Source organism: Jezberella montanilacus (assembly GCF_003003055.1).
Taxonomy (GTDB): Bacteria; Pseudomonadota; Gammaproteobacteria; order Burkholderiales; family Burkholderiaceae_B; genus Zwartia; species Zwartia montanilacus.
The window spans coordinates 106,906-131,030 of sequence record NZ_PVTV01000014.1 but is presented as its reverse complement, the minus strand read 5'-3'; the positions used below and the strand labels follow the sequence as shown (position 1 = coordinate 131,030).

Sequence of the window (24,125 nt, the reverse complement as noted above, 5' to 3'; positions counted from 1 at the left end):
GATGATGGAAAACAACATGGATCTGAAAGACAAGATAGCACTGGTGACTGGCGCTTCAAGAGGTATTGGCAAAGCCATTGCTCTCGAGCTCGCGGTGCGTGGAGCAATCGTGACCGGCACTTCAACGACGCAAGAGGGCGCGGCTGACGTGACAGCCATGCTCAAGCCCCACGGTGGTCACGGCGTCGTACTGAATGTCACCGACGCCGCTGCTTGCGACGCCTTGATCGATAGTCTCGGGCAAGCAGGTGGCGTGGCCATACTGGTCAATAACGCGGGCATTACCCGTGATAACTTATCCATGAGAATGAAAGATGACGAATGGGATTCGGTAATCGACACCAATTTGAAATCTGTTTTTCGTTTAAGTCGTGCGGTCATGAAACCGATGATGAAAGCCCGCTGGGGTCGCATCATCAACATTACTTCGGTGGTCGGCTCAAGCGGTAATCCTGGTCAAGCGAACTACGCGGCCTCTAAAGCCGGTGTGGCTGGCATGAGTCGGGCCTTGGCTCGCGAGCTAGGCAGTCGCAATGTAACGGTCAATTGCGTGGCTCCTGGATTCATAGAAACCGATATGACCAAGGCGCTCGACGAAAATCAAACCGCTGCGTTGCTCGGTCAGATACCTCTCGGTCGCTTCGGCTCGGCAGCTGATATCGCACACGCAGTATCCTTTTTAGCCTCACCCTCCGCCGCGTATATCACAGGGATTACCCTGCATGTGAACGGTGGAATGTATTTGTAACGAGTTTTTTTTTCCCCGCTTCGCTATAATGCGCGGGACTTTTCCTTTTGGAGATCTGCATGGAAAGCATCGAACAGCGCGTCAAGAAGATTGTCGCTGAACAACTTGGCGTTAACGAAGCCGAGATTAAGAACGCATCTTCATTTCTTGACGATCTCGGTGCCGATTCGCTCGATATGGTCGAGCTGGTTATGGCACTGGAAGACGAGTTCGAAACAGAAATCCCGGACGAAGAAGCTGAGAAAATCACGACTGTTCAACAGGCTATTGATTACATCTCTTCCAATTCGAAGTAATCACTCGTTCGGGTCGGGTTGACTACTGCTTGGCAGTGTCAGCCCCCTCTGGTCGGTAGTTCTGCTATTGGCCTTCAAGTAAGTAAGGAGTAGTCTGTGAAACGACGCGTCGTCATTACAGGCTTAGGGATCGTCAGCCCAGTCGGCAATGACATCGCCACAGCCTGGGACAATATCGTCAACGGTCAATCTGGTATCGGGCGTATTACTCGCTTTGATCCAACGGCTTTCAATTCGCACATCGCGGGTGAAGTCAAAGAATTTGACGTGAGTGCATATATCCCGGTGAAAGAAGCCCGAACAATGGATACCTTTATCCATTATGGCATCGCTGCGGGAATACAAGCCTGGAAAGACTCTGGTCTTAGCATTACCGATGAGAACGCCGATCGTGTAGGGGTGATTGTTGGTTCGGGTATTGGCGGTTTGCAACGGATTGAAGAAACGCACTCAGAGTACCTCGAGCGCGGTCCTCGGCGTATCTCCCCATTCTTTGTGCCGGCTTCACTGATTAATCTGATTTCAGGTCATCTCAGCATCATGCTGGGATTCAAAGGCCCATCGTATGCGGTCGTTTCAGCTTGCACGACAGGTTTGCACTCCATTGGCGATGCTGCCCGTCTTATCGAGTACGGCGATGCCGATGTGATGATGGCAGGCGGTGCCGAGTCGACTGTTTCTCCCCTTGGGATCGGTGGGTTTGCTGCCATGCGTGCTTTGTCGACCCGCAACGATGACCCAACAACGGCGTCACGCCCATGGGACGTCGATCGCGATGGTTTCGTGTTGGGTGAAGGTGCTGGCGTGTTGATACTCGAAGAGTATGAGCACGCTAAAAAACGCGGGGCAAAGATCTACGGTGAATTTGCTGGGTATGGGATGAGCTCAGATGCCCATCACATCACTGCTCCCGATCGAGACGGCCCGCGCCGAGGGATCGCACATGCCTTACGAAATGGGGGCATTAACCCCGATCAAGTACAGTATGTCAATGCTCACGGTACGTCCACCCCACTGGGCGATAAAAACGAAACCGCCGCGTTGAAGCTGGCTTTTGGTGATCATGCCAAAAAGCTGGTTGTCAACTCAACTAAATCAATGACGGGACACCTGTTGGGTGCTGCCGGTGGTATCGAAGCAGTGTTTACCACGCTTGCAGTGCATCATCAAATCTCACCGCCGACGATTAATATCTTTAATCAAGACCCTGAGTGCGACCTGGATTACTGTGCCAACATCGCACGAGACTTAAAAATCGACGTCGCGTTGTCCAACTCTTTTGGGTTTGGTGGCACGAACGGATCTATGGCTGTTCGTCGAATCTAATTTGACCGATCCGCTCGCCAGACTGAGGCTTACCATTGCGCTCGATATCCCGCGCGAGGTAAGCCGAATTTATTTCTACTCGACGCTTTTAATCTCGGCCTTAACGGCCACGACCTTGATCTCTTACGACATTTCTATTGTTTGGATCGGTTTTTCTGCGCTGTGTCCACTTTCAATTCAAATCATTTCGGAACAATTTGTAAGAAATCGTGTCAATAACTGTGCATTAATTGTGGATTCGCACAGTGAATGGCGTCTGGTCAGAGCCGATGGGGCAGTTCAGGTTGTCGCCTTGTCTCAGTGTATAAAGAGTATGTTTGGATACTATTTGATCTTGAAACCCGCTGGCCGAGCTGACTTAGTCCACTATGCATCGCAAGAAAAAGTTAGTGTGATGGTCTGGCGCCGAACATTGGATAGACAAAATGCGCAGGCATATAGGTATTTTTCAATTTTGACCAACTGGCAAATACGGCAGGGTGATCGATTGCAGTCCTTCGGAGACAAGGTTTGAGTGAACGAGACGTTGACGCTGAACTCGTCGCCAGAGTGCAGCGGGGGGAACGTCAGGCCTTTGACTTGCTGGTGCTGAAATATCAGCGCAAGATCATTCGTCTGCTGTCACGCATGGTTCGAGATCCTTCAGAGGTGGAGGATGTCGCTCAAGAAGCCTTTATCAAGGCCTATCGTGCCTTGCCGCAGTTTCGCGGAGAAAGCGCCTTTTACACGTGGCTTTATCGGATCGCTATCAACACCGGTCGAAATTGGCTGGCGTCAAACAGCCGCCGTCCCAGTGCGCCCAACGCATATGAAAATGAAGATGGTGAAACTTTTAACGAAACTGACAACCTAACAGACAACAACACACCAGAATCAGCGATGGCAAGCCGGGAAATCGCTGAAACGGTCAACAAGAGTATCGAGGATCTTCCTGAAGACCTTCGGACGGCAATTGTCTTAAGAGAGATCGAAGGGATGAGTTACGAAGATATTGCTACAACCATGAATTGCCCCATCGGTACGGTTAGGTCGCGTATTTTTAGGGCTCGTGAAGCGATTGCAGCAAAGTTGCGGCCTGTATTAGGCGGTAACGGTGACACACGTTGGTAGGAGAATCAAGCTATGACTACATCCGCGACCCAGCAGGCCGAAAAATCCAACCCCGATGATAGACTGGCGCAGTCGATCTCAGCGTGGATGGACGGTGATGCCGACACCTCGCTAACTCCAGAGATCTTCGATGAGTCGGCCCGCCAAACTTGGCACACTTATCATCTGATCGGCGACGTCTTGCGTACTCCCGACCTCGCGCTTGCCCAGAACCCTGACTTCGAAGCGCGTCTGGCCAAGGCATTGGAGCAGGAGGTCGTGATACTCGCCCCTGAGGCGGCAATTGCAGTCATGAATTCAAAGCAGGGTATTTGGCGGCAGTATGGTTTGTCATCGCTGGCCATGGCGGCGGCAGTCGCTGCGGTGGTTTGGGTAGTCAGGCCTTTCTTCGCGCCAGAAATGGGTGGATCAAACGTTCAGTCTAGCGTTGCCATGTCTGCGCCCGCTAATCCTTCGGCCGAGGTTGCGCCTGACTACGTCGCTGCGCATCGGCAACTTGCCGGGCCTGCTGCAGTCAGGCAAGTGTCTTTTGGTAGCGTGAAGTGACGCCAAAACTTTCCCGGCTCGTCACGCTCTGCGGGATTCTAGCCGTCAGTGCTGCAACGGGCTCGGCTCTCGCTCAGTCTGCGGGGGATAGCCACTCGGCGCGAGTTTGGCCTGCTAACGCCCAGCTATTGCTGATGATTCAAAAGGCGGCTCACACGCTTAATTATCGGGGCGTGTTTACTTATCATCATGGGCACACCATGCAGTCATCTCGAATTACTCATGTGTTTGATGGCACGAATGAGCGAGAAAGGCTCGAGGCGCTCGACGGCAAGCCACGCGAGTATCTGCGGCAGAACAACGTTGTGCGTGAGTTGATTCCAGAGACTCAAACGGTTTTACTTGAACGTCGGCAGGGCGATTTGTTTCCGGGCTTGTTGTTGTCGGATGCGACAGCAATTGATCAGCATTACCGGATTGAGCTGCGGTCTGAGTTGAGCCGCGTCGCCGGTCGTGCCTGTCGAGTGGTTGATATTGTGCCCAAAGATGAGTTCCGGTTTGGCTATCGGCTTTGCGCCGACGATGAGACTGCCTTGTTATTGCGTGCACGAACGCTGTCCGATGAGGCACGTATGATTGAGCAGATTTCGTTTACACAGCTGACGATCAATCCCAAGCTGGCCGATAATCAACTCGAGTCATCCTGGTCGCTTGAGGGCTGGCGCACCGTCGAGCCGGATGAAAAGCCGATTGACCTGTATGCACTCGGCTGGCGTATCCCAGCGCCACCGGGCTATGTGGCAACGCTTCAAGTCAGTCGCGCCTTCGCGGACGAGCGCAGAGTGAATCAACTGATCTTATCTGACGGTTTAGCGACGATTTCAATTTTTATTGAACCTTATCAAGCAGGGCTGTCTGACTATAAGCCTCATGGTCCAGCTCGAAACGGTTCAGTCAATATTTACGGTGGTCAGGTTGGTGATTTCTGGTTGACAGTGCTGGGCGAAGTCCCAGCCGGTACGCTCGAACAAATTGCCAAAGCCATTCAATACAACCCGAGTCATGCCGCGCATTAATTGCGGCTCTCGCTATTAACGGAGTGCAAGATGCAACATTTGTATCGCTTATCTGGGTATCTGCCAGCGACGCTCGCTCGCCGAGCCTTCCTGACAATTGGTTTTACGATGACATTGTTAGGTGTGGCCTGTGTGGTGAATCCCCACACGGTACACGCTCAAAATACCGGTTTGGTGTCTAAAGTATCTTTGCCGGATTTCACAACAATCGTTGAACAGGTCGAGCCAGCTGTCGTGAATATCCGTACGATGGCAAAAATCCCCATGCGAGCACCCGGCTTTGGGCCTGGCGGCGGTCAAGATCCTTACGAAGCATTCCGCCACTTCTTTGGCCCGGACTTTCAAGTGCCCGGCATGCCTCCTATGCCACCGCAAGGTAAACAGCCACCACAAGGTAAAAATCAGCCTGAGCCAGAACAGCGCAGTGTGCCGCGTGGCGTGGGATCAGGTTTCTTCATTTCTGATGATGGCTACATCCTGACTAATCATCACGTAGTCGAAGGCGCATCCGAAATCCTTGTGACCGTCCCGGGTGGCAAGGAATACAAAGCAAAAGTAATCGGTAGCGATCAACGCACGGACGTGGCGCTGCTAAAGATTGACGCAAAAGGGATGACCGCGCTGGCGATTGGTAATCCTAAGCAGCTCAAGAAAGGGCAGTGGGTTCTTGCCATTGGTTCGCCTTTCGGCCTTGAGTCGACAGTGACCTCGGGCATCGTCAGCGCAATCGGTCGTGACACGGGTGAATACTTGCCTTTTATTCAGACTGACGTCGCGGTTAATCCCGGTAATTCAGGTGGGCCGCTTTTAAATCTGAACGGGGAAGTGGTTGGTATTAATTCGCAAATCGTTTCTCGAAGTGGCGGTTATATGGGCGTATCACTGTCTATACCGATTGATGAAGCGATGCTGGTGGTTGACCAATTGCGCTCTAACGGCAAGGTGACTCGCGGTCGCATTGGTGTGCAGATTGGTGAAGTAACCAAGGATGTCTCGGAAGCACTGGGCTTGCCCAAAGCTGAAGGCGCGATGGTCAGCGGGGTCGAGGCAGGCACGCCAGCTGACAAAGCGGGTGTGCAACCAGGCGATGTGATTCTTAAATTCAACAGTAAGCCCATCGTTAAGTGGTCTGACCTGCCCCGACTGGTCGGCGAAACCAAGCCCGGTACCAAATCCTCTCTCGAAGTCTGGCGTAAAGGTAAAGCACTTACCCTGAGCGTGGTTGTTGCTCAAATGAAGATAACGGATAAAACCGCTGAAAAAGAGTCAGAGCCGGAAGAAAAGAAAACCGAAAAGGCAACCGAAGTACTTGGCATGAAAGTGGCCTCGGTACCCGCTGAACAGCAGAAAAAACTCAAAATCAAAGGTGGCGCGCTGGTCAGTGAGTCGAGTGGGTTGGCTGCGGCAGCTGATATCGCGGCAGGCGATATTATTCTGGCGGTTAACGACAGTGACGTGAGTGGTCCCGAGCAACTTGCTAAATTAGTGGCCGCTGCCGATAAAAACAAGCCGGTGGGTCTAATGGTTCGCCGGGGTGAGCAAACCCAGTGGATCGCGATCAGACAAGGTAAAAGCGACGAATAATCGCCCATATCCTTAGTCAGCCGGGCGGCAAATCATATTTCTATCCAGAACGGCTAGAATAGGGGTTTGCCGCATTCGAGGGGGCGTTTATCGCCCCTTTTGTATGATCAACGACCTTGTTCAGGCGATCTTAGGCAGTCAGACTTCTTTTTAGGCGTTATGCAGCACATCCGCAATTTCTCGATTATTGCCCATATCGACCACGGCAAATCCACCCTCGCAGATCGTCTTATACAGCGCTGTGGTGGCCTAGCAGACCGCGAGATGTCAGCCCAAGTCCTTGATTCAATGGATATTGAACGCGAGCGTGGCATCACAATCAAGGCGCAGACTGCAGCGCTGCAATATAAGGCAGCAGACGGTCAGATTTACGCACTTAATCTGATTGACACCCCAGGCCACGTCGACTTCTCCTATGAAGTGAGCCGTTCACTCTCTGCCTGTGAGGGCGCGCTTCTGGTTGTGGATGCCTCGCAAGGCGTCGAGGCTCAGACCGTGGCTAACTGTTACACCGCGATCGAACTGGGTGTTGAAGTGGTGCCCATCCTGAATAAAATGGATTTGCCGTCTGCCAATCCCGAAGGCGCACGCGAAGAAATCGAAGATGTGATTGGTATCGATGCTGCGGACGCAATTTTGGCAAGCGCCAAAACCGGCATGGGGATAGACGAGATTCTTGAGGCTGTCGTCGCACGTATCCCCGCGCCTGTCGGCGATCCGACCGCACCCTTGCAGGCTTTGATCATTGATTCGTGGTTCGACAATTACGTTGGCGTCGTCATGCTGGTGCGTATTGTTAACGGTGTGTTGAAACCAAAAGACAAAATCTCATTCATGGCAACGGGCGCTGCGCACTTGTGCGAGCAGATCGGCGTCTTTACCCCTAAATCACAGCCCAGGGTGCAGCTTTCCGCAGGTGAGGTGGGTTTTGTGATCGCCGGGATCAAAGATCTGGCCGACGCAAAGGTGGGCGACACTATCACCATTGCCGGTAAACCTGCTGATAAGCCATTACCTGGGTTTAAAGAAGTAAAACCCCAAGTGTTTGCTGGTTTGTATCCGGTTGAAAGTAGCGAATACGATCAACTGCGTGATTCGCTTGAAAAACTCAAGCTTAATGATGCGGCGCTTATGTTCGAGCCTGAAGTTTCTCAGGCGCTGGGCTTTGGCTTTCGCTGCGGCTTCTTGGGTTTGTTGCACATGGAGATCGTGCAAGAGCGCCTTGAACGTGAGTTCGACATGGACATCATCACCACAGCACCCTCGGTCGTGTATGAGGTTTTGCAACGCGATGGCACTGTCATTCATATCGAAAGCCCCTCGCGCTTACCTGAAATCGGCAAACTTGAAGAAGTGCGCGAGCCCATTGTTACAGTCACGCTTTTTATGCCTCAAGAGTATGTTGGCCCGGTGATGACTTTGTGTAACAACAAACGAGGCAATCAGCTGGATATGACCTATCACGGACGTCAGGTGCATTTGCACTACGAGATCCCCCTTGCTGAAATCGTGCTGGATTTCTTTGACAAGTTGAAATCAGTTTCGCGTGGTTATGCGTCGATGGACTACGAGTTCAAAGAGTATCGGGCTGCTGATGTCGTGCGTGTCGATGTACTAATCAACACGGATAAAGTCGATGCCCTATCCACTATCTGTCATCGCTCTAACGCCAGATACCGGGGTCGCGAGGTCGTGGCTAAAATGCGAGAGCTAATCCCCCGGCAAATGTACGATGTCGCGATTCAGGCGGCGATTGGTGCAGAGATCATTGCCCGTGAAAATGTTAAGGCCTTGCGTAAAAACGTCTTGGCTAAGTGTTACGGCGGCGATATCAGCCGTAAGAAGAAACTGCTTGAAAAACAAAAAGCGGGCAAGAAACGCATGAAGCAGGTGGGTAGCGTTGAAATTCCTCAAGAGGCCTTCCTGGCCATCTTGCAGGTAGAAGATAAATAAAATATTGCCTCTCAGGTCAAACATGAACTGGAACTTTGCACTGATATTGTTCGTCCTCCTGGTTGTGACTGGGATCATCTATGGTCTTGATTACTTCTGGCTGCGTCGCGTCCGCGCCACTCGCGTCGAAGCGGCGCTCTCGCTTGCCCGCCCCAGCTGGACTGGTTTATCTGCGGAAGAGGCAAAGGCACAAGAAGCAGCCTTGCGTGCCACACACGGGAAAATCAATTGGCTTGTCGAATACGCAGTGAGTTTTTTCCCGGTCATCTTGTTTGTTTTTATGTTGCGCTCTTTTGTGATCGAGCCGTTTAGAATCCCGTCGGGCTCTATGCTGCCAACGCTAGAATCAGGGGACCTGATTTTGGTGAACAAATTCAACTATGGGATTCGATTGCCCGTACTGAATCAAAAAATTATTTCTATTGGTTCACCCAAGCGCGGCGATGTGATGGTGTTCAGGTACCCAGTTGATCCAACGCTTGACTACATTAAACGCGTGGTTGGTCTGCCCGGCGATAAGCTTGAATATCTCGATAAAAAGCTCTACATCAATGGCAAAGAGATCGTTCGAACCAAATCTGGCGAGTATTTTGAGCCAGATCGCGTTGCTTATACGGCAGAGTATTCAGAGCAATTGGGCGATGTTAATCATCAAATATTGTTAGATGAGCGAAAATACCAGGATTTATCCCCTACTTGGAATTTCCCCAATCGACAAAACTGCGAATACCTTAGAAATGGTGTCAAATGCACTATCCCTGAGGGCGGTTACTTTATGATGGGTGATAATCGAGACAATAGTCTGGATAGTAGATACTGGGGTTTTGTACCCGATCAGAACATCGTCGGGCGTGCTTTCTTGATCTGGATGAATTTTGGCAAATTCGGCCGTATTGGTACCTTTAATTAATGTCACTCGCCGCACTTGAGTCCTCGATCGACTACACCTTTAAAAAGCCTGCCTTACTTGAGCAGGCTTTGACGCATCGCAGTCACGGGGCCAAGCACAATGAGCGCCTCGAGTTTCTCGGTGACTCGGTTCTTAACGTCGCGGTGTCTGCATTGCTGTTTACGCATTATGGTTCTCTGGATGAGGGTGACCTATCTCGGGTGAGGGCTAACCTGGTTAAGCAGGCATCTCTGGCAGACATTGCGCAGAAGCTTGATTTATCTCGTTACTTGCGCCTCGGTGAAGGCGAGTTAAAAAGTGGCGGTTTCAGGCGCCCCTCGATCCTTGCGGATACGTTTGAGGCGGTGCTGGCTGCTGTCTTTCTGGATGGTGGCTTTGAGGCGGCGAAACACGTTATTGAAAGTCTGTATGTTCCCATCTTGGCAAGTGTGGATCCGTTGACCTTGGGTAAGGACGCTAAGACTCTGTTGCAAGAATTTTTACAAAGTCGCAAGCTGGCGCTGCCGATTTACACTGTGATTGCCACTCACGGGGCGGCGCATAGCCAGCAGTTCGAAGTCGAGTGCAGCGTGCCAATTTTGGATTTGAAGTTGGTTGCGGCAGGTTCGAGTCGTCGTGCTGCAGAGCAATCGGCTGCCAAACTGACACTTGAAGCGGCGCTCGCTGCCAATCCTGCACCAGCCAAGAAGCGCGCCAGTCGTGCTCGTAAAACCACACAATTAACGCTACCCGTAGCCGTCGCTCAGGAACTCAAATGACAGAAGCGGCAACGTCAGTCCACCGTTGTGGTTTCATCGCGGTGGTTGGGCGTCCTAATGTCGGCAAGTCGACGCTAACCAATGCGCTGATCGGCAGCAAAATATCAATCGTTTCACGTAAAGCTCAAACGACGCGACATCGTATACAGGGTGTCTTGACGCGTGACGACGAACAGTTTGTGTTTGTTGATACGCCAGGGTTTCAAACTCGTCATGGCGGTGCCATGAACAAGATGATGAATCGTGTTGTCACTCAAACCTTGGCTGACGTTGACGTCGTCCTGTTTGTGGTGGAAGCGGGCAAGTGGTCGCCTGGTGACGCAAAATTGTTGTCTTTGTTACACGAACCTGCTCGAACCATTCTCGTCATTAGCAAGATAGACGAAATCAAAAACCGCGACGAGCTGTATCCTTTTGTCGCATCGATCGTTGAGCAATATCCTTTTGATGCCGTTGTGCCAGTCAGCGCCAATAAAAAGCATCAACTCGATCAGCTGCTCGATGAGATAGCTAAACGTCTGCCCGAAAACGAAGCGTTCTTCGAAGCGGATACGCTCACCGACCGATCGATGCGCTTTATCGCAGCTGAATTGATTCGCGAAAAAATCTTTCGGTTGGTGGGTGATGAGTTGCCTTACGCCTGTACGGTGACAATAGAGCTTTGGGACGAAACCGATAAGGGCGCACAGGTTTCTGCTTGTGTCATTGTTGAGCGCGATAGTCATCGGCCTATTCTGTTGGGAGCAGCTGGTAGTCATATGAAGCGCATCGCCTCCGAAGCGCGTCAGGACATTACTAAATTGCTGGATAAACCGGTGCACTTGGAGGTCTATATCAAAGTGCGCAAAGGCTGGGCTGATAAAGAAAGCAGCCTGCGCGATCTGGGCTATGAGTAGACGCGCGCTACGCGTGCATGAAGTACCAGGCTATGTGTTGCATTCAACTGCCTGGCGAGAAACCTCCCTTATCCTTCAAACCTTTACCCGTGACCACGGCTGGGTCACCCTGGTCGCCAAGGGGGCGAAACGTCCTAATTCGGCACTAAGATCGGTACTGTCTGTGTTTCAACCCTTGTTGTTGTCGTGGACAGGCGCAGCTGAAATCAAGACGCTCACCCGCGCTGAATGTGCCGGCATCCATGCTCTGTCCGGGCCAGCAATGATGTCCTGTTGGTACATGAATGAATTGCTGTTTCGGCTACTGCCCCGAGAAGATGCACACCCTGGTCTCTTTGATGCCTATGTCACGACATTGCAACGCTTAGCTGCGGGCGACGCGGCAGCGGGCGCCTTGCGACGGTTTGAGTGGATATTGCTGAGAGAAACTGGGTACGGTCTGGATTCGGAGGAACCCGATTTCAGTGACCTGCAAAAAGAGCCCGAATTGAGGGCTCTTTTGCGCGAACAACTCACTGAACACCTGGCGGGTAAACCGTTGGCTACTCGCCAAGTCTTGCTTGCTTTGCAAAAATATCAAGCAGTCAAAACAGCCCGACCGGTTACTTTGCCGTGATGGAGTGATGCAAGCACCGCGTCGGCCTCGCTGAGTTCATGACGCGTGACTTGAATCGGTTTGACCTTACCTGCCCGAACCAGAACCATCAATTCATGAAACTCTTGCAGTGAACCCACGTAGCTGCCAATGATTTGCATCGCGCGCATGGGAATAAAGGCGATTGGCCAAGGTGATGCGCCGCCGAACAGACCGACGATAATCAGCTTCCCGCCTTTGATGATGCTATCAAAACCGATTTGGGTGGTGGACGGTGCACCCACCAGATCGATAACTGCTTGAACCATCTTGCCACCGTTTGCTTTGATGATCTGTTGAGCCGCATCGGGCGCGTTGCCATCAATCGCTGCCATGGCGCCGGCGTCTAGTGCTGCTTGACGCTTGACCGGGTCGATATCAACCACGATTGCGCCAGCACCACCCTGTGCCTTGACCAATTCAAGGCACATCAGACCTAACCCACCAGCGCCCATAATGACAATGGGGTGGTTTTGAAATGTTTTAGCGCCTACTTTGTTCAGAGCGCTATAGGTAGTGAGACCAGAGCATGCATAAGGTGCAGTCGTTGCAGGATCCAGATCACCAATGTCAACCAGATAACGAGCATCGGGCACCACGATGTGGTCCGCGTAACCGCCGTCACGATAAACACCCAGGTATTGCGGTGCTGAGCAGTGGTTCTCCATGCCTTCTAAGCAGGCAACACACTGGCGGCAACCGATCCAGGGGAACACCACATAGTTTTTACCCTTTTCGACTCCAGTGGCATCGGGTCCCATTGACACAACCGTACCGACCGTTTCATGTCCCATCGCCAGTGGCAAATTGATCCCGCGATCTTTTAGCGACAAGCGTTTGCCGTGACCCAGATCGTAACCGCCTTCCCAAATGTGAAGATCGCTGTGGCAAACGCCAGCCGCACGCACTTGCAATAAAACCTGAGTGCCGGTTGGGGTGGGGGTGGGGCGATCCACCAGTTGCAGGGCTTGCTGGAAGTTAATGACGCAATAACATTTCATGAGGTTGTCTCCTGTTTTTATTGAGATGGCAAAAGGTATTGTTACATAACTAGTTCAATTAATTTAGGTCCTTTCTCTGCTGCTGCAACGCGCAGTGCAGCGGCCAGGTCTTCAAGCTTGTTGACCTGAATGCCCGGCACGCCATGGCCTTTAGCGATCGCGACAAAGTCCAGGTTTGGCTTATCCAGATCCAGCATGCGTGCGGCATTCGCACCTGCGGCTGGGCCGCCCATGTTGGTGAGCTCACCGCGTAAGATTCGGTAGGATCGATTGGCGAAGATAACAACCGTGACGTCCAGTTGTTCGCGAGCCATAGTCCACAGTGACTGTATGGTGTACATGGCGCTGCCGTCACCAACCAAGGCAACCACCTTGCGATCCGGGCAAGCGACCGCTGCACCGACCGCACACGGCAGCCCAAAGCCGATTGAGCCGCCGGTGATATCCAGGCAATCATGAGCCTGAGCCATTGGCATGGTTTTGAATAACTGTCGACCAGACGTGACGGCCTCATCAATCAAGATGGCATTGGGCGGTAACGTGGCGGCGATCACGTAACCGACGTTGTCGGCGTTGGCAGCGCCCGTTGGTAATTCGGTGATGATTTTGTCTTCATCAGCAAAGTCAGCGGGTGTTGCAGAGCCAGCATCCAGCGCATCACACAAACCCTGCAGCGTTGCTTCCAAGTCATGCGTCAGGGTGGCTAGCGTGTGGACTTCGCAATCTGGTTGTTTGATCATCCGTGGTTTATCGGGGTAGGCAAAAAAAGCAACCGGCGGGGCAGCACCGATCAGGACCAGATGTCTGGTCTCTTTCAACATCTCGACTGCGCCTGCAACAGGGAAGGGCAGTGGCCGGATATTGACGCGACCACGACCTCTTTCCATCCTGGGATTACGAGGTTCAGAGGCAAGTTTGCAACCTGTCTTGCCTGCGATTCGACCCGCTAGCATGGCAGCTTTGGCCCGCAGTGCTGCGCCGCCCAGCAGGAGGGTGGTTTGCGTGGCGAGATTTTTATCGCTCAAGATCTTCGCAATGGCAAGAATCGAATCAGTCAGTGGTGCCGCGGCGGTCTGGGCGGGGGCGCTAGCGTAACGACCAGGATCGGCTGACTCCCACGCGCAATTGGCTGGCAACACAAGTGTTGCGATCCGACCTGGTGTGCTCGTCGCTTGCGAAATCGCCTCTGCCGTATCCATAGGCGCTTCAGTCGCGGATCTGGTTGTCTTAACCCAGTGCGACATGGGACGTGCAACGGCTTCAACATCCGAGTTCAGCGGCGCATCGTTATGAATGTGATCGAGCGCGTGTTGACCGACGATATTGACAATGCCTGAGTGAGCGCGTTTGGCATTATGCAGATTGGCCAAGCCGTTGCCTAAGCCAGGCCCGAGATGCAGCAATGTTGCGGCGGGTTTTTCAGCCATGCGGTAGTAGCCGTCAGCACCCCCCGTCACGACACCTTCGAATAAACCAAGGACGCAGCGCATCTGTGTTGCGCGATCTAATGCAGATACAAAATGCATCTCGGACGTCCCTGGATTGGCAAAACAGGTGTCGATGCCTGCAGCCAAGAGGGTTTGAACCATTGCTTCTGAACCGTTCATTTTGCTTCTCCAGTTTTATTTTTCATTGTCTCGCGAGCGATGATGACTTGTTGTACTTCAGTCGCGCCTTCATAAATTCTCAAGGCACGGACTTCTCGGTAAAGCATTTCAATGGGCTGCCCTACCCGCACCCCAAGGCCACCAAACATCTGCAAACTTCGATCAATGATTCGCTGGGCAGATTCAGTCGCATACAATTTTGCCATGGCAGCAGAGCGGGTCGTGCGTTGCTTCAATACATCGCGCTCCCACGCGGCTCGATAGACAAGTAGGGTTGCTGCGTCGATCTCGGTACTCATGTCGCCGATGGCTGCTTGAGTGATCTGTAAATCACTCAAGACGCCGCCAAACATTTGGCGTGTACTTGCATGGTTAATCGCCATATCCAGCGCGGTTTCGGCAAAGCCTAATGCTGCAGCACCGACCGAGGCTCTGAAGACATCGAGATTCTGCATGGCAACTTTGAAGCCTTGACCAGGCTGAGCCAACCGCTGTGATGCAGGGATGTAGCAATTTGTAAAAGTAAGTGTGCCAATCGGATGAGGCGCAGCCAAATCAAAACGCTCCGTGATTTCCAATCCGGGCGTATTGGCATCGACGACAAAAGCGGTTACCCCTTCGGCTTCATCGTTTTCAGTTCGCGCAAAGACGGTATAAAAATCAGCGATCCCGGCATTTGAAATCCAAGTCTTCACACCATTCAGCAAGTAGCCATCAGCGGTGCGAGTCGCTTTGGTTTTCATTGCAGCGGCATCCGAGCCGGCGTCAGGTTCAGATAAGGCGAACGCCGCGATATAGTCACCTGTCGCGACTTTCGGCAGATATTTGGCTTTGAGTTCATCTGACCCAAAGAGAGTGATCGGACCAGACCCCAAGCCCTGCATGACAAACGCAAAATCGGCTAAGCCATCGTAATAACCGAGGGTTTGTCGTAACAAGCACAAGCTGCGTGAATCGATTTCAGGTAACTGGCCTCCATACGCTGCAGGGACTGTGTAGCGCAGCCAGCCCGCGTCGCCCAACTGTCGAACCAGTTTCTGGCAATACAAATCTACCGATCCATTGTGGATGCGCGAGGTGAAATGTTGGCGACACCAACGATGTAATGAGTCGTGCAGTGCTCGGTGTTCATCGTTAAAAAAAGGCAGTAAAAGGGAATTAGCGTGAAACATGTCAGCGCTGCTCCATCAAGTCAAAAGTGATTTGTACATAACGAGTCGGGACCTCAAGTCGTGTGAAATAAATCACGCGTTCGCCAATGCAGGCATAGCGTCTGAGCTCTGCCACCGGTGTCGCCAAAGGCAGGTGCAAGGCTTCAGCCGAGTCTGATCCTGCCTCGATAATGGTCAGGAGTTGCTCAGCATGGCTGATTTCCGTGCCATGCAGTGAATCCAGAATAGGAGCAACCGTACGATGACGATAGCGTTCTGGATGTTTGTCGTAAATGTCGTTGGCTAAATAGACTTCTGTGTAGCAGAAAGGCCCTGCCGAGGTTGTGTGAACGCGTCGCCAATAGTGGAAGTGGCCGCTTTTTTCATAAGGACATTTCATACCCAGCCAACTCGGCAGGGCCACATCGTTGTTGGACTCTGTCAGAGTTTGAGTGCCCAGCGCATTACTCAAGGCTACAGTTTCTGCCCAGGTCTTTGGCAGCGTCATACTGATTGTTTTTGGTAGCTCATGGTTGACGTAGGTGCCGGATCCTCTCGAGCGGTGGATGAGGCCTTCTCGCTCAAGGAGGCCGAAGGCCTGGCGAACGGTTGCACGTGACACGCCTAATGTTTCGACCAAGCTGTCCAGCGCAGGGACTTGTGAGCCACGTTGCCAGAGATCACGCTGGATATTGCGTCTAAAGATTGCAGCCACTTGCAGATAAAGAGGCAGGGGACTGCGTGAGTAGACTTGTCCGGCAGTCGTCATGACATCGACCCCAGAATCTGGTCTGCCATCTCGCGCAATTTGTTCTTTTGGATTTTGACGGCATTAGCACTTTGTACAGAGGGGAACTCAGTGACGATTTCAAAATGGACTGGCACTTTAAAGCCAGCCAGCACGCGTTTACAGGCCTGAGTCCACGTTGCGGTATCGACCCTCGCACCATCACGCAAAATCACAAAAGCGACCGGCGCGACCTTGGATCCTTTTGTGCCAGCAACGACCTGGCATGCAAGTACACCGGGCTGTTCCTCAATACACTGCTCAATCTCGACGGGATTAACCATAAACCCTGACAAGCGCATCGAGTCACCCAACCGAGTCTGAAACACAAACTGCGTGTCGCTCACGGCATAGCCTAAGTCACCTGTTTTGAAATAGCCATCGTCGGTGAACGCTTGGCGAGTGGCGTCGGGGTTGTCCAGATAACCCAACATGATGCTGGGTGTTTTGATTTCAATTTCACCTGACTCCCCATACGGCAGAACATGACCAGACGCTGGATCACGCGCGCGCAGTCTGGCCTCGGGGTGAATCAGGCGACCTCCGGCAACATACCGCACGCTCGTGTCGCCCTGGTTTGAGTCAGTGGGCTGGGCTGCGATCAAAGCTTGCAACTCACTCGAACCATACAGACCGGTGAGTGGCAAGCGGGCTTGTTCCGCTTTAGTGAGTAATTCACCGAGGGCGGGCGAGAAACTCGCAAACCCGAATAATTTGCAGGTCTTGAACAGTTCAGGCGTCGGGGCAGATTCAAGCAGTTTGAGAATCGATTCGTTATTCGCATAGGTATGGGTGATGCCATGTAAACGGATCTGTTCAAGTGTGCTGGCCGTATCTGACACCGGCTCGCTCACAATGGTGAAGCCGTTAGCCAAACCGCCTGACAAGGTAGAAAAGCCAAAGGCACCGCAAAAAGGCGTGCTGGCAAGGATGCGACTCGTGTGATCGTAGCCGTAGGCTTGGATCATTGCGCGAGCATGCATAATCAGGGTTTTCTGATCGTGCAAGACAAATTTGGGCAAGGATGTTGTGCCGGAGGTGGTGTAACAAAGTACGCCGTTGTTGCCATAGTCTGCAGGAATAGCGTCTGTTGAATGCAATAGGTCCTCAAACCGGATTGGCTGATGACCTGCTAATCGTTCTGGTGACTGACCGAGCGTGATGATGCCTTCGAGGCCTTGGGTAATTTCGCTCGGGACATCGGACAAGATGTCTGCGAAGGGGATCCCTTTGAATTCAGGCCACATCACAAGCCATTTTGCTTGACCTCTGCCGACGATATCTGCAACTTCTTTGCTGCGAAATCGCGTATTGACGGCTAACACCGTTGCGCCCAATCTCGCGCACGCGAGGAAGGTTTGAACCCAAGCCAGGCAATTGGGCAACCATAACGCGATGCGGTCACCTGCACCAATTCCGAGTTTGGCAAAACCGGCAGCCAGCTTTTCGACTTGGGCGTTGAGTTCTCGATAAGTGGTCGGCTGATTTCTGTCGATCAGTGCGATTTGTTCAGGTGTTCGTTGAGCGCAATCGGTGAGGCATTGCGCGAAAGAGACGGGTGTTGATGATGAGACTGACATATCCAATAAGCTAAGGAGCAAGGTCAAAGGACAATACTATAGTCCTAATAATCGAACTATTGAGTTGTCTTGACCAAGTCGCTTCGTGTAAGCTTGTTCGATAATTATTAAGAGACGAAACAAGATGATTCGATTGATTCAACTCGCAGGCCGACGCCTGCGATACATGACACGCTGTCGCTTTGTTGCGCTGAGCGCTTGCCTGTTTGCCGGTTGTGTCTTTGCCCAGCCATTCCCCAATCACACCGTGACGGTCGTGGTGCCCTACCCAGCGGGCGGCGCCGCGGATATGTTCGGGCGCACGATTGCGCAGGCACTAGAAGAAGCGCTCAAACAGACAGTCATTGTTGAAAATCGGCCAGGTGCTGGCGGCAGTGTCGGGATGACTTATGTTGCCCGAGCCAAACCGGACGGTTACACCATTGCCTTGGGGACCATCGGTACGCAATCGATCAATCAGTTTATTTATCCAGCACTCAATATCGATCCTGTTAGGGATTTTGAGCCTATCGCTCTGGTCTCAACGACCCCTAATGTCGTCTCGGTATCGGTCACTTCGCCCTGGAAAAACCTACAGGACGTCATTGACGCGGCGCGTGCTGCTAAAGATAAGAAGCTGACGTATGGCACACCGGGTATTGGTTCATCACCGCATTTAACGGCTGAATACTTTGCTGCAGTGACGGGGGTCGAACTGCTGCATATCCCTTTCAAGGGTGTTTCAGGCTCTTTCCCTGCTTTAGTGGGGGGGCAGATTGATTTGTTGTTCGATAACTTGCCTGGCACAGTCAATCAGATTAATGAAGGCAATCGCATCAGGGGGATTGCCCTGACTTCAGCTGAGCGCAGCCCGCTAGCTCCTAATTTGCCAACCTTTGCTGAGTCGGGTGTCAAAGGTTTCGATGTCACGGCCTGGTTTGCGATCTATGCACCCAAGGGCACACCCAAAGACGTCATGGACGTGCTGATCGAGGCTGCTCGCAAGGGGCTGAAGTCAGAAAAAATCATTAAAACTTATGCCGCTGCAGCGGCCAACCCAGGTCAACTCTTTGGTCCCGAACTGGCCGCTTTTGAACAGAGTGAGCGAGCTAAATGGGGCAAGCTGATTAAAGACAAAGGGATTAAATCCGAATGAACAAGCAAACTGCATTGGTAACTGGGGGTAGCCGCGGCATTGGCAGAGCGATCGTGCAACGCTTACTGGCTGACGGATTCGAGGTGGTCAACTTTAGTCGCAGCGCGCCCGAGACGATTTTACCCGGTGAGACGTTTGAGTCAGTCGACCTCTCTAATCCCAGCCGTGCGCGCGAGGCTGTCGCCGATCTGGCTGCGCGTCGCGAAATTCTGAACGTGGTCAACAATGCTGGCTTGGTCAATCTTGCTAACCTTGAAGACATAACGATCGAACAGGCACAAGAGACGCTCGATCTGAATTTTTTAGCACCTATCATCGTGGCGCAAGGTTTTTTACCCGCCATGAAGGCAAAAAAATATGGTCGCATCATTAACATGGGTAGTCGCGCATCGCTCGGTAAAGAGGGGCGGTCTATTTACGGTGGCCTGAAAGCTGGCATTGCAGGGATGACCCGGACCTGGGCGCTCGAGCTGGGACCCTTTGGCATTACCGTCAATACGATTGCCCCCGGACCGATTGCCACTGAGATGTTTAACAGCAGTAATCCTCCCGGTGCTCCGAGGACACAAAAAATAATCGATGGGATCCCGGTCAAACGCATCGGACTGCCAGAGGATATTGCTCACATCGCTGCCAGCTTGATCGATTCGCGAGCTGGCTTTGTGACGGGGCAAGTGATTCATGTGTGCGGTGGCCTGACTGTGGGCAATTCGGGTTAGTGTCCGCTTCTTGTCTCGTTGGCAGCCGGCTGGTCGTTGTTGTTTTTTAGTCGCCATGCCCGCGACTGCTCAGCAGAGGAATAAAAGAAAAGGAGGAGCGCGAGCTCCTTTTTTTATAGTATTCAAGGGTTTACACTAGGTATGCCTTCAAGGATGTCAAGTACAGACATATTTACGTAACGTAAACGTCATCAAAATCAACCAGATCTGAAACATTTGCTCGTCAGAATGCCACCACTATCTGTTCAACCTCATATTGGTGGTTATATGACAAGCACGATGTATTTCAGACTTTCGGTTTTGACAATCGCTCTAGCGGCTGCAGGCCTCAATTCATCCATGGCCCAGCAGATTACCGACGTTGGTATCGTCAGCGGTACAGGTGGTGCAGGCGGTGCGGATAATCCCAAAAATTACGAATCCGTCAAAACCTCGCCCGTTCGTGCGTCTGTTGAAGTAGCACGCCCGATTGCTGAGATCAGTCAAGACTATGTCGACAACTTTGTCGCGCCAACATCAACGTTTGCCAGCATCACCAACGGCATCATGCCTGGTGCGTATGGCTACGGCACTAACGGCTCTGGTGGCGGTGACGAGAAGATTTCTTTCCGCGGTTTCAAGGACGGTAACTTTTCGATGACGTTTGACGGTATCCCTTTCCAGGATAGCAATGACCCGACGCATCACTCGCAAATCTTTTTTCCATCATCCTTTATCGGTGGTGTGACGGCAGATCGAAGCCCTGGTACTGCATCTTCAATCGGCCCAGCTAACTACGGTGGCACGATCGGCCTCCTGTCACGCCCTCTGTCTGATGAATTTCACAGCACAGCAGGTATGACTTACGGCAGCTTCGCAACCACTTTGTACGAAGCAGAGTTTCAGTCTGGCTATACCAAAGAAGCACCGAACACCAAGTTTATGATTGGCGCACATGACTTTAATTCACAAGGCGCTCAAACTTTTAACCCGCAACAAAGAACAGGCGTTGATTTCAAGCTTGAGTCTGCCTTGACCGCTGATACTAAGTTGACAGCGTTTGCCGGCTACACACACTACACGTCTAACGGTGGTGGTGGCCCAAGCCCCTCAACGTACGCTGTGTACAACAACACAGCAACCGGAATCTCGACCAGCTACAACAAAGGTAGCCCGATGTACCTGAGCAGCGACGACCCAAAGCGCGCTGATTATTACGACTATTCACATTACGACGTAACAGCTTTCTTCTCCTATGTTGGGTTCAATTCAAACCTGGGCGATGGCTGGAAGCTCGACAACAAAACCTATTACAACAACTACGTAAACAAGCAAAGCTACGCCAACTACTCAGCGCCAGATCAAACGTTTGCGGCTTTGGTTGCAACGGGTAAGGGCGGTGTTGATAAGCTGAATTCGTACTGGACCTTGGGTAACATCCTGCGCCTGACGAAAGACACTGAATACGGTGTTTTGAGAACAGGTATGCAGTTGGAGTATTCAGATACACCGAGACATCAAAACTATATCAATCCTTACACGGGTGCAGCAGCCTCGGGTGGTATTAAATTCAACGAAGAATTCACCACAACGATTTTTCAGCCCTATGCTGAGTTTGCCTTTAAAGCAACAAAAGACCTGACGATCACCCCCGGTATTAAGTACAACGTGTACAGCCAGAATCTGACTCAGTACGCCGATAGCGGCACAGTTGGTAACTTGGGTGGTGCAGCATCTGTGCAACATACGGGTACCTACAACGACGTCCTGCCTTTCTTGGACGCCCGTTACATGCTACAGAGAAACTGGTCAGTCTATGGTCAGTTTGCGACCGGCGACGTGATCCCCCCATCGTCTGTGTTTGACGTGACGGGTGCTAACGTTTCAACCTTGCCTCAGCCTATCAAGACCAAGACTTATCAGATCGGTACGGTTTATCAGGGTAAGGATTTCTCGGTTGATGCGGATGTTTTCCAGACGAACGCGACCACTAGCTACTCGTCTGGTATTGATTCGTCGGGTGCAGCTTATTACTATCAGGGCTCAGCGATCACTTATCGTGGTGCCGAAGCTGCGGGTAACATTGTGCTGGGTGGCGGATTTAATCTGTATGCTAATGCCCAAGTCTATCGCGCCACTTATGATGACACAGGCCTGTCACCAGCCAACGTGCCAAGCGATATCGAGGCAGTCGGCCTGTATTATGTGAATGACGGCTGGGCAGTGGGTACAACACTCAAGCGCGTGGGCCCGCAGTGGCAAGACAACACCAAGTCTACGCAAGTCAACCAGTGGTATCAGCTTGATCCCGTGTACCTGACTAACTTCTACGTCAACTACACCATCAAAGGTCTGCCTGGTTTGAGCAGTGCCAAGGTTCGGTTCGGTATTGATAACCTGTTCAACGTCAACTACCTGACTGCTTTCGTACCCGGTTCAGCTACCTCAGCTGCGCCTGGTCAGAACACTGCCGATACCGTTGCTTATACAGCGGGTCGGGCGTACTACTTGTCGCTGTCAGGCACCTTCTAAGTAGATGATCGATAGGTAATATTGCTGTGATCGATTGTTTAATTTGAGTGGCTCATGAATTTGATAGCGTTATTAGAAGTTGCAAATAGTTCTGGTGGTATCGTCTATTTGCTGGGTTTGTTGCTACTGGTGGCGCTGTTTGTGATTTTTGAGCGCCTCCAGTACTTGGCCAATATGCGCAAGGTCGGGGATGCCGTGATCTCGATGTGTCAGCACTCTAAAGTGCTGAACCCAGCAGAGCTCAAGGCATTTCAGGTTGCCAATGCCGACTCACCGGTTGTCAAGTTGCTCGAAGTCGCGATTGATGGTGAACGTGCTCACCTCTCTCGCGAGGATTTGGATGGCAACCTGGAAGAAGCCATCATGCATCAAGTACCCAAGCTGGATAAAAGTGTCTGGTTGCTTGATACCATCATTACGCTGGCACCTTTACTGGGTTTATTTGGCACCATCATCGGTATGTTCAATGCGATGAGCGTGCTTGGTGACATGCAAAATGCGGCGATGCAGATTTCAGGTGGCATTGCTGAGGCCTTGGTGTCAACCGCGATGGGTCTGATTGTTGCGATGATTGGGCTGTACTTTTTCAATAACATCAACAACAAGGTGCGCAGTCTGGTTCACCAGATGGAAACCATGAAGATGATGATCTTGAATCGCCACCACCTTTTTAAAGCGATCACGCAGTGAAAATGCGTTATCTAGAGACAAAAAAGGCGAGGATAGAGATCATTCCAATGATCGACATCATGTTGTTCCTGTTGGTGTTCTTCGTCATGATTACCTTGAAGATGATCCCGACAAGTGGTCATGTCACCAAGTTGCCCACCAGCTCTACCGCCGAAACTCTGCCCAATCCAAAAGTGACGGTAGAGCTTGAAGCGGATGGAAACATGATTGTTAACGGCGCGAGTATTTCACCGAGCCAGTTGACAGCGTTGCTGAAGGCGGGCGATGCGGAGAAAACAGCGGTCACGATTGTGGGTGCTGAATCTGTCTCTTTGCAAAATGTCATGCATGTGATCGATGCCATTAAGCTGTCTGGCGCCAGTCAGCTTTCGCTTGCCGCGAAAAACCAGTCCGATTCAAAGTAAAGCGACACACTCATGGCGTTCAGTCGTCCCTTCCTCTCGTATCAAGGGGTCAAGACTCTTTGCTTGGCGCTCGTCGTCGAGGCCCTGCTTTTGGCGGGTATGGCGGCACTGCTGCTCTCAGCCGCGCCGGTGCATCAAGAAAAACCACCCGCGGTGCTGCAGCTGTCGCTTAAAGATCTCGACATCCCTTCGCCTGTGTTAGAGCCTCAGCCCGAGCCTGCCCCAACACCAAAGCCACCCGAGCCAGAGCCAGTCAAAAAGCCTCCAGAGCCCGAGAAGCCGCCCGAACCGGTTGCTGTGCCACCCCCTCCTGTGCCCAAGCCTAAGCCAAAGCCGGTTCCTGAGAAAGTTAAAACGACGCCTGCAACACAGCAGGTCAGTCCTTCTGCAAGCACGGCTGATTCCGCTTTCGCTGAAGCCGAGCAAGCAGCGGCGGCTGCAGCGGCCGCTCAAGCGCAAAGCAAGCAAAGCGCTGATTTGTTAGATGCCTATCGAAGCAGGGTCAATGCTGCTATTCAAGCTGCGGTTAATTGCCCGCTGGCAGCCCAAAATATGGGGATGTCGGGACAGACTAAAGTACACTTTGATCTGACGGATGGTGTTCAAAGTAATGCCACAGTGGCAACCACGAGCAAACGGCCTATGCTGGATACTGCAGCTCTGGCGGCTGTGCAAAACGCACTATATCCTGCTCCGCCAAAAGAGTTTGCCGGTCAGTTAAAAACAATGAGCGTTTTGGTTGTGCTGAACTGCGCCAATTGAT

General features: G+C 52.0%; 23 protein-coding genes. 18 read left to right on the top strand and 5 right to left on the bottom strand.

The window, feature by feature from the left end; translation table 11 throughout:
• The first annotated feature begins 16 nt into the window (after window positions 1–16).
• From fabG to recO, 12 genes are all read left to right on the top strand, one after another.
• Window positions 17–748 carry a 3-oxoacyl-ACP reductase FabG gene (fabG, locus tag BCM14_RS09940; RefSeq protein ID WP_375318479.1) on the top strand — a complete coding sequence of 244 codons (732 nt, stop codon included), beginning with the start codon at window positions 17–19 and terminating at the stop codon, window positions 746–748.
• Between the two features lie 59 nt (window positions 749–807).
• The gene (acpP, locus tag BCM14_RS09935) at window positions 808–1,044 is read left to right on the top strand and encodes an acyl carrier protein (protein ID WP_106227875.1); all 237 of its coding nucleotides are present in this window, start codon (window positions 808–810) and stop codon (window positions 1,042–1,044) included.
• 96 nt (window positions 1,045–1,140) lie between these two features.
• Window positions 1,141–2,370 (top strand): beta-ketoacyl-ACP synthase II, encoded by a 1,230-nt coding sequence (gene fabF / locus BCM14_RS09930; protein WP_106227874.1) that lies wholly within the window; start codon window positions 1,141–1,143, stop codon window positions 2,368–2,370.
• A gap of 510 nt (window positions 2,371–2,880) precedes the next feature.
• On the top strand, window positions 2,881–3,480 hold the full coding sequence (gene rpoE / locus BCM14_RS09920; protein WP_106227872.1) for an RNA polymerase sigma factor RpoE: 600 nt from the start codon (window positions 2,881–2,883) through the stop codon (window positions 3,478–3,480).
• Between the two features lie 12 nt (window positions 3,481–3,492).
• Window positions 3,493–4,026: a sigma-E factor negative regulatory protein gene (locus BCM14_RS09915; RefSeq protein ID WP_106227871.1), complete on the top strand. Its 534-nt coding sequence runs from the start codon at window positions 3,493–3,495 to the stop codon at window positions 4,024–4,026.
• Window positions 4,023–5,042: a MucB/RseB family sigma factor regulatory protein gene (locus tag BCM14_RS09910; protein WP_106227870.1), complete on the top strand. Its 1,020-nt coding sequence runs from the start codon at window positions 4,023–4,025 to the stop codon at window positions 5,040–5,042. The genes BCM14_RS09915 and BCM14_RS09910 overlap by 4 nt, the downstream gene beginning before the upstream one ends.
• A 30-nt stretch (window positions 5,043–5,072) precedes the next feature.
• On the top strand, window positions 5,073–6,626 hold the full coding sequence (locus BCM14_RS09905) for a Do family serine endopeptidase (RefSeq protein ID WP_259673538.1): 1,554 nt from the start codon (window positions 5,073–5,075) through the stop codon (window positions 6,624–6,626).
• Window positions 6,627–6,785: 159 nt separating this feature from the next.
• Window positions 6,786–8,579: a translation elongation factor 4 gene (lepA, locus tag BCM14_RS09900; protein WP_106227869.1), complete on the top strand. Its 1,794-nt coding sequence runs from the start codon at window positions 6,786–6,788 to the stop codon at window positions 8,577–8,579.
• 22 nt (window positions 8,580–8,601) lie between these two features.
• Entirely contained in the window at window positions 8,602–9,489 is an 888-nt protein-coding gene (lepB, locus tag BCM14_RS09895; protein ID WP_106227868.1) for a signal peptidase I, read from the top strand.
• Window positions 9,489–10,247 (top strand): ribonuclease III, encoded by a 759-nt coding sequence (gene rnc, locus BCM14_RS09890; protein ID WP_106227867.1) that lies wholly within the window; start codon window positions 9,489–9,491, stop codon window positions 10,245–10,247. The genes lepB and rnc overlap by 1 nt, the downstream gene beginning before the upstream one ends.
• Window positions 10,244–11,143, top strand: a complete 900-nt coding sequence (era, locus tag BCM14_RS09885; protein WP_106227866.1) for a GTPase Era — start codon at window positions 10,244–10,246, stop codon at window positions 11,141–11,143. The genes rnc and era overlap by 4 nt, the downstream gene beginning before the upstream one ends.
• Window positions 11,136–11,759, top strand: a complete 624-nt coding sequence (recO, locus tag BCM14_RS09880) for a DNA repair protein RecO (protein WP_106227865.1) — start codon at window positions 11,136–11,138, stop codon at window positions 11,757–11,759. Before era ends, recO begins: the two co-directional genes overlap by 8 nt.
• On the opposite strand, the gene BCM14_RS09875 is transcribed toward recO, so the two are convergent.
• The 5 genes from BCM14_RS09875 to BCM14_RS09855 are packed head-to-tail and all read right to left on the bottom strand — an operon-like array spanning window position 11,720 to window position 17,903.
• A complete protein-coding gene (locus BCM14_RS09875; protein ID WP_106227864.1) occupies window positions 11,720–12,778 on the bottom strand; it encodes an alcohol dehydrogenase in 1,059 nt (352 codons plus the stop codon). The genes recO and BCM14_RS09875 overlap by 40 nt on opposite strands.
• Window positions 12,779–12,819: 41 nt before the next feature.
• Window positions 12,820–14,385 (bottom strand): acetolactate synthase large subunit, encoded by a 1,566-nt coding sequence (locus tag BCM14_RS09870; protein WP_106227863.1) that lies wholly within the window; start codon window positions 14,383–14,385, stop codon window positions 12,820–12,822.
• Window positions 14,382–15,557, bottom strand: coding sequence for an acyl-CoA dehydrogenase family protein (locus tag BCM14_RS09865; protein WP_106227862.1), 1,176 nt, complete (start codon window positions 15,555–15,557; stop codon window positions 14,382–14,384). The genes BCM14_RS09870 and BCM14_RS09865 overlap by 4 nt, the downstream gene beginning before the upstream one ends.
• 1 nt (window position 15,558) lies before the next feature.
• Window positions 15,559–16,305: a GntR family transcriptional regulator gene (locus BCM14_RS09860; protein ID WP_106227861.1), complete on the bottom strand. Its 747-nt coding sequence runs from the start codon at window positions 16,303–16,305 to the stop codon at window positions 15,559–15,561.
• On the bottom strand, window positions 16,302–17,903 hold the full coding sequence (locus tag BCM14_RS09855) for an AMP-binding protein (protein ID WP_106227860.1): 1,602 nt from the start codon (window positions 17,901–17,903) through the stop codon (window positions 16,302–16,304). Before BCM14_RS09855 ends, BCM14_RS09860 begins: the two co-directional genes overlap by 4 nt.
• Window positions 17,904–18,069: 166 nt before the next feature.
• On the opposite strand from BCM14_RS09855, the gene BCM14_RS09850 reads away from it, so the two are divergent.
• The 6 genes from BCM14_RS09850 to BCM14_RS09825 all read left to right on the top strand — a co-directional run bounded on the left by BCM14_RS09850 (window position 18,070) and on the right by BCM14_RS09825 (window position 24,124).
• Window positions 18,070–19,038 carry a Bug family tripartite tricarboxylate transporter substrate binding protein gene (locus tag BCM14_RS09850; protein WP_106228013.1) on the top strand — a complete coding sequence of 323 codons (969 nt, stop codon included), beginning with the start codon at window positions 18,070–18,072 and terminating at the stop codon, window positions 19,036–19,038.
• Window positions 19,035–19,757, top strand: a complete 723-nt coding sequence (locus tag BCM14_RS09845; protein WP_106227859.1) for an SDR family oxidoreductase — start codon at window positions 19,035–19,037, stop codon at window positions 19,755–19,757. Before BCM14_RS09850 ends, BCM14_RS09845 begins: the two co-directional genes overlap by 4 nt.
• Window positions 19,758–20,024: 267 nt before the next feature.
• A complete protein-coding gene (locus tag BCM14_RS09840) occupies window positions 20,025–22,268 on the top strand; it encodes a TonB-dependent receptor (protein ID WP_259673536.1) in 2,244 nt (747 codons plus the stop codon).
• Window positions 22,269–22,322: 54 nt separating this feature from the next.
• Window positions 22,323–22,958 (top strand): MotA/TolQ/ExbB proton channel family protein, encoded by a 636-nt coding sequence (locus BCM14_RS09835; protein ID WP_106227857.1) that lies wholly within the window; start codon window positions 22,323–22,325, stop codon window positions 22,956–22,958.
• A gap of 2 nt (window positions 22,959–22,960) precedes the next feature.
• The gene (locus BCM14_RS09830) at window positions 22,961–23,362 is read left to right on the top strand and encodes an ExbD/TolR family protein (protein ID WP_106227856.1); all 402 of its coding nucleotides are present in this window, start codon (window positions 22,961–22,963) and stop codon (window positions 23,360–23,362) included.
• 12 nt (window positions 23,363–23,374) lie between these two features.
• Window positions 23,375–24,124 carry a TonB family protein gene (locus tag BCM14_RS09825; RefSeq protein WP_106227855.1) on the top strand — a complete coding sequence of 250 codons (750 nt, stop codon included), beginning with the start codon at window positions 23,375–23,377 and terminating at the stop codon, window positions 24,122–24,124.
• Window position 24,125 lies beyond the last annotated feature (1 nt).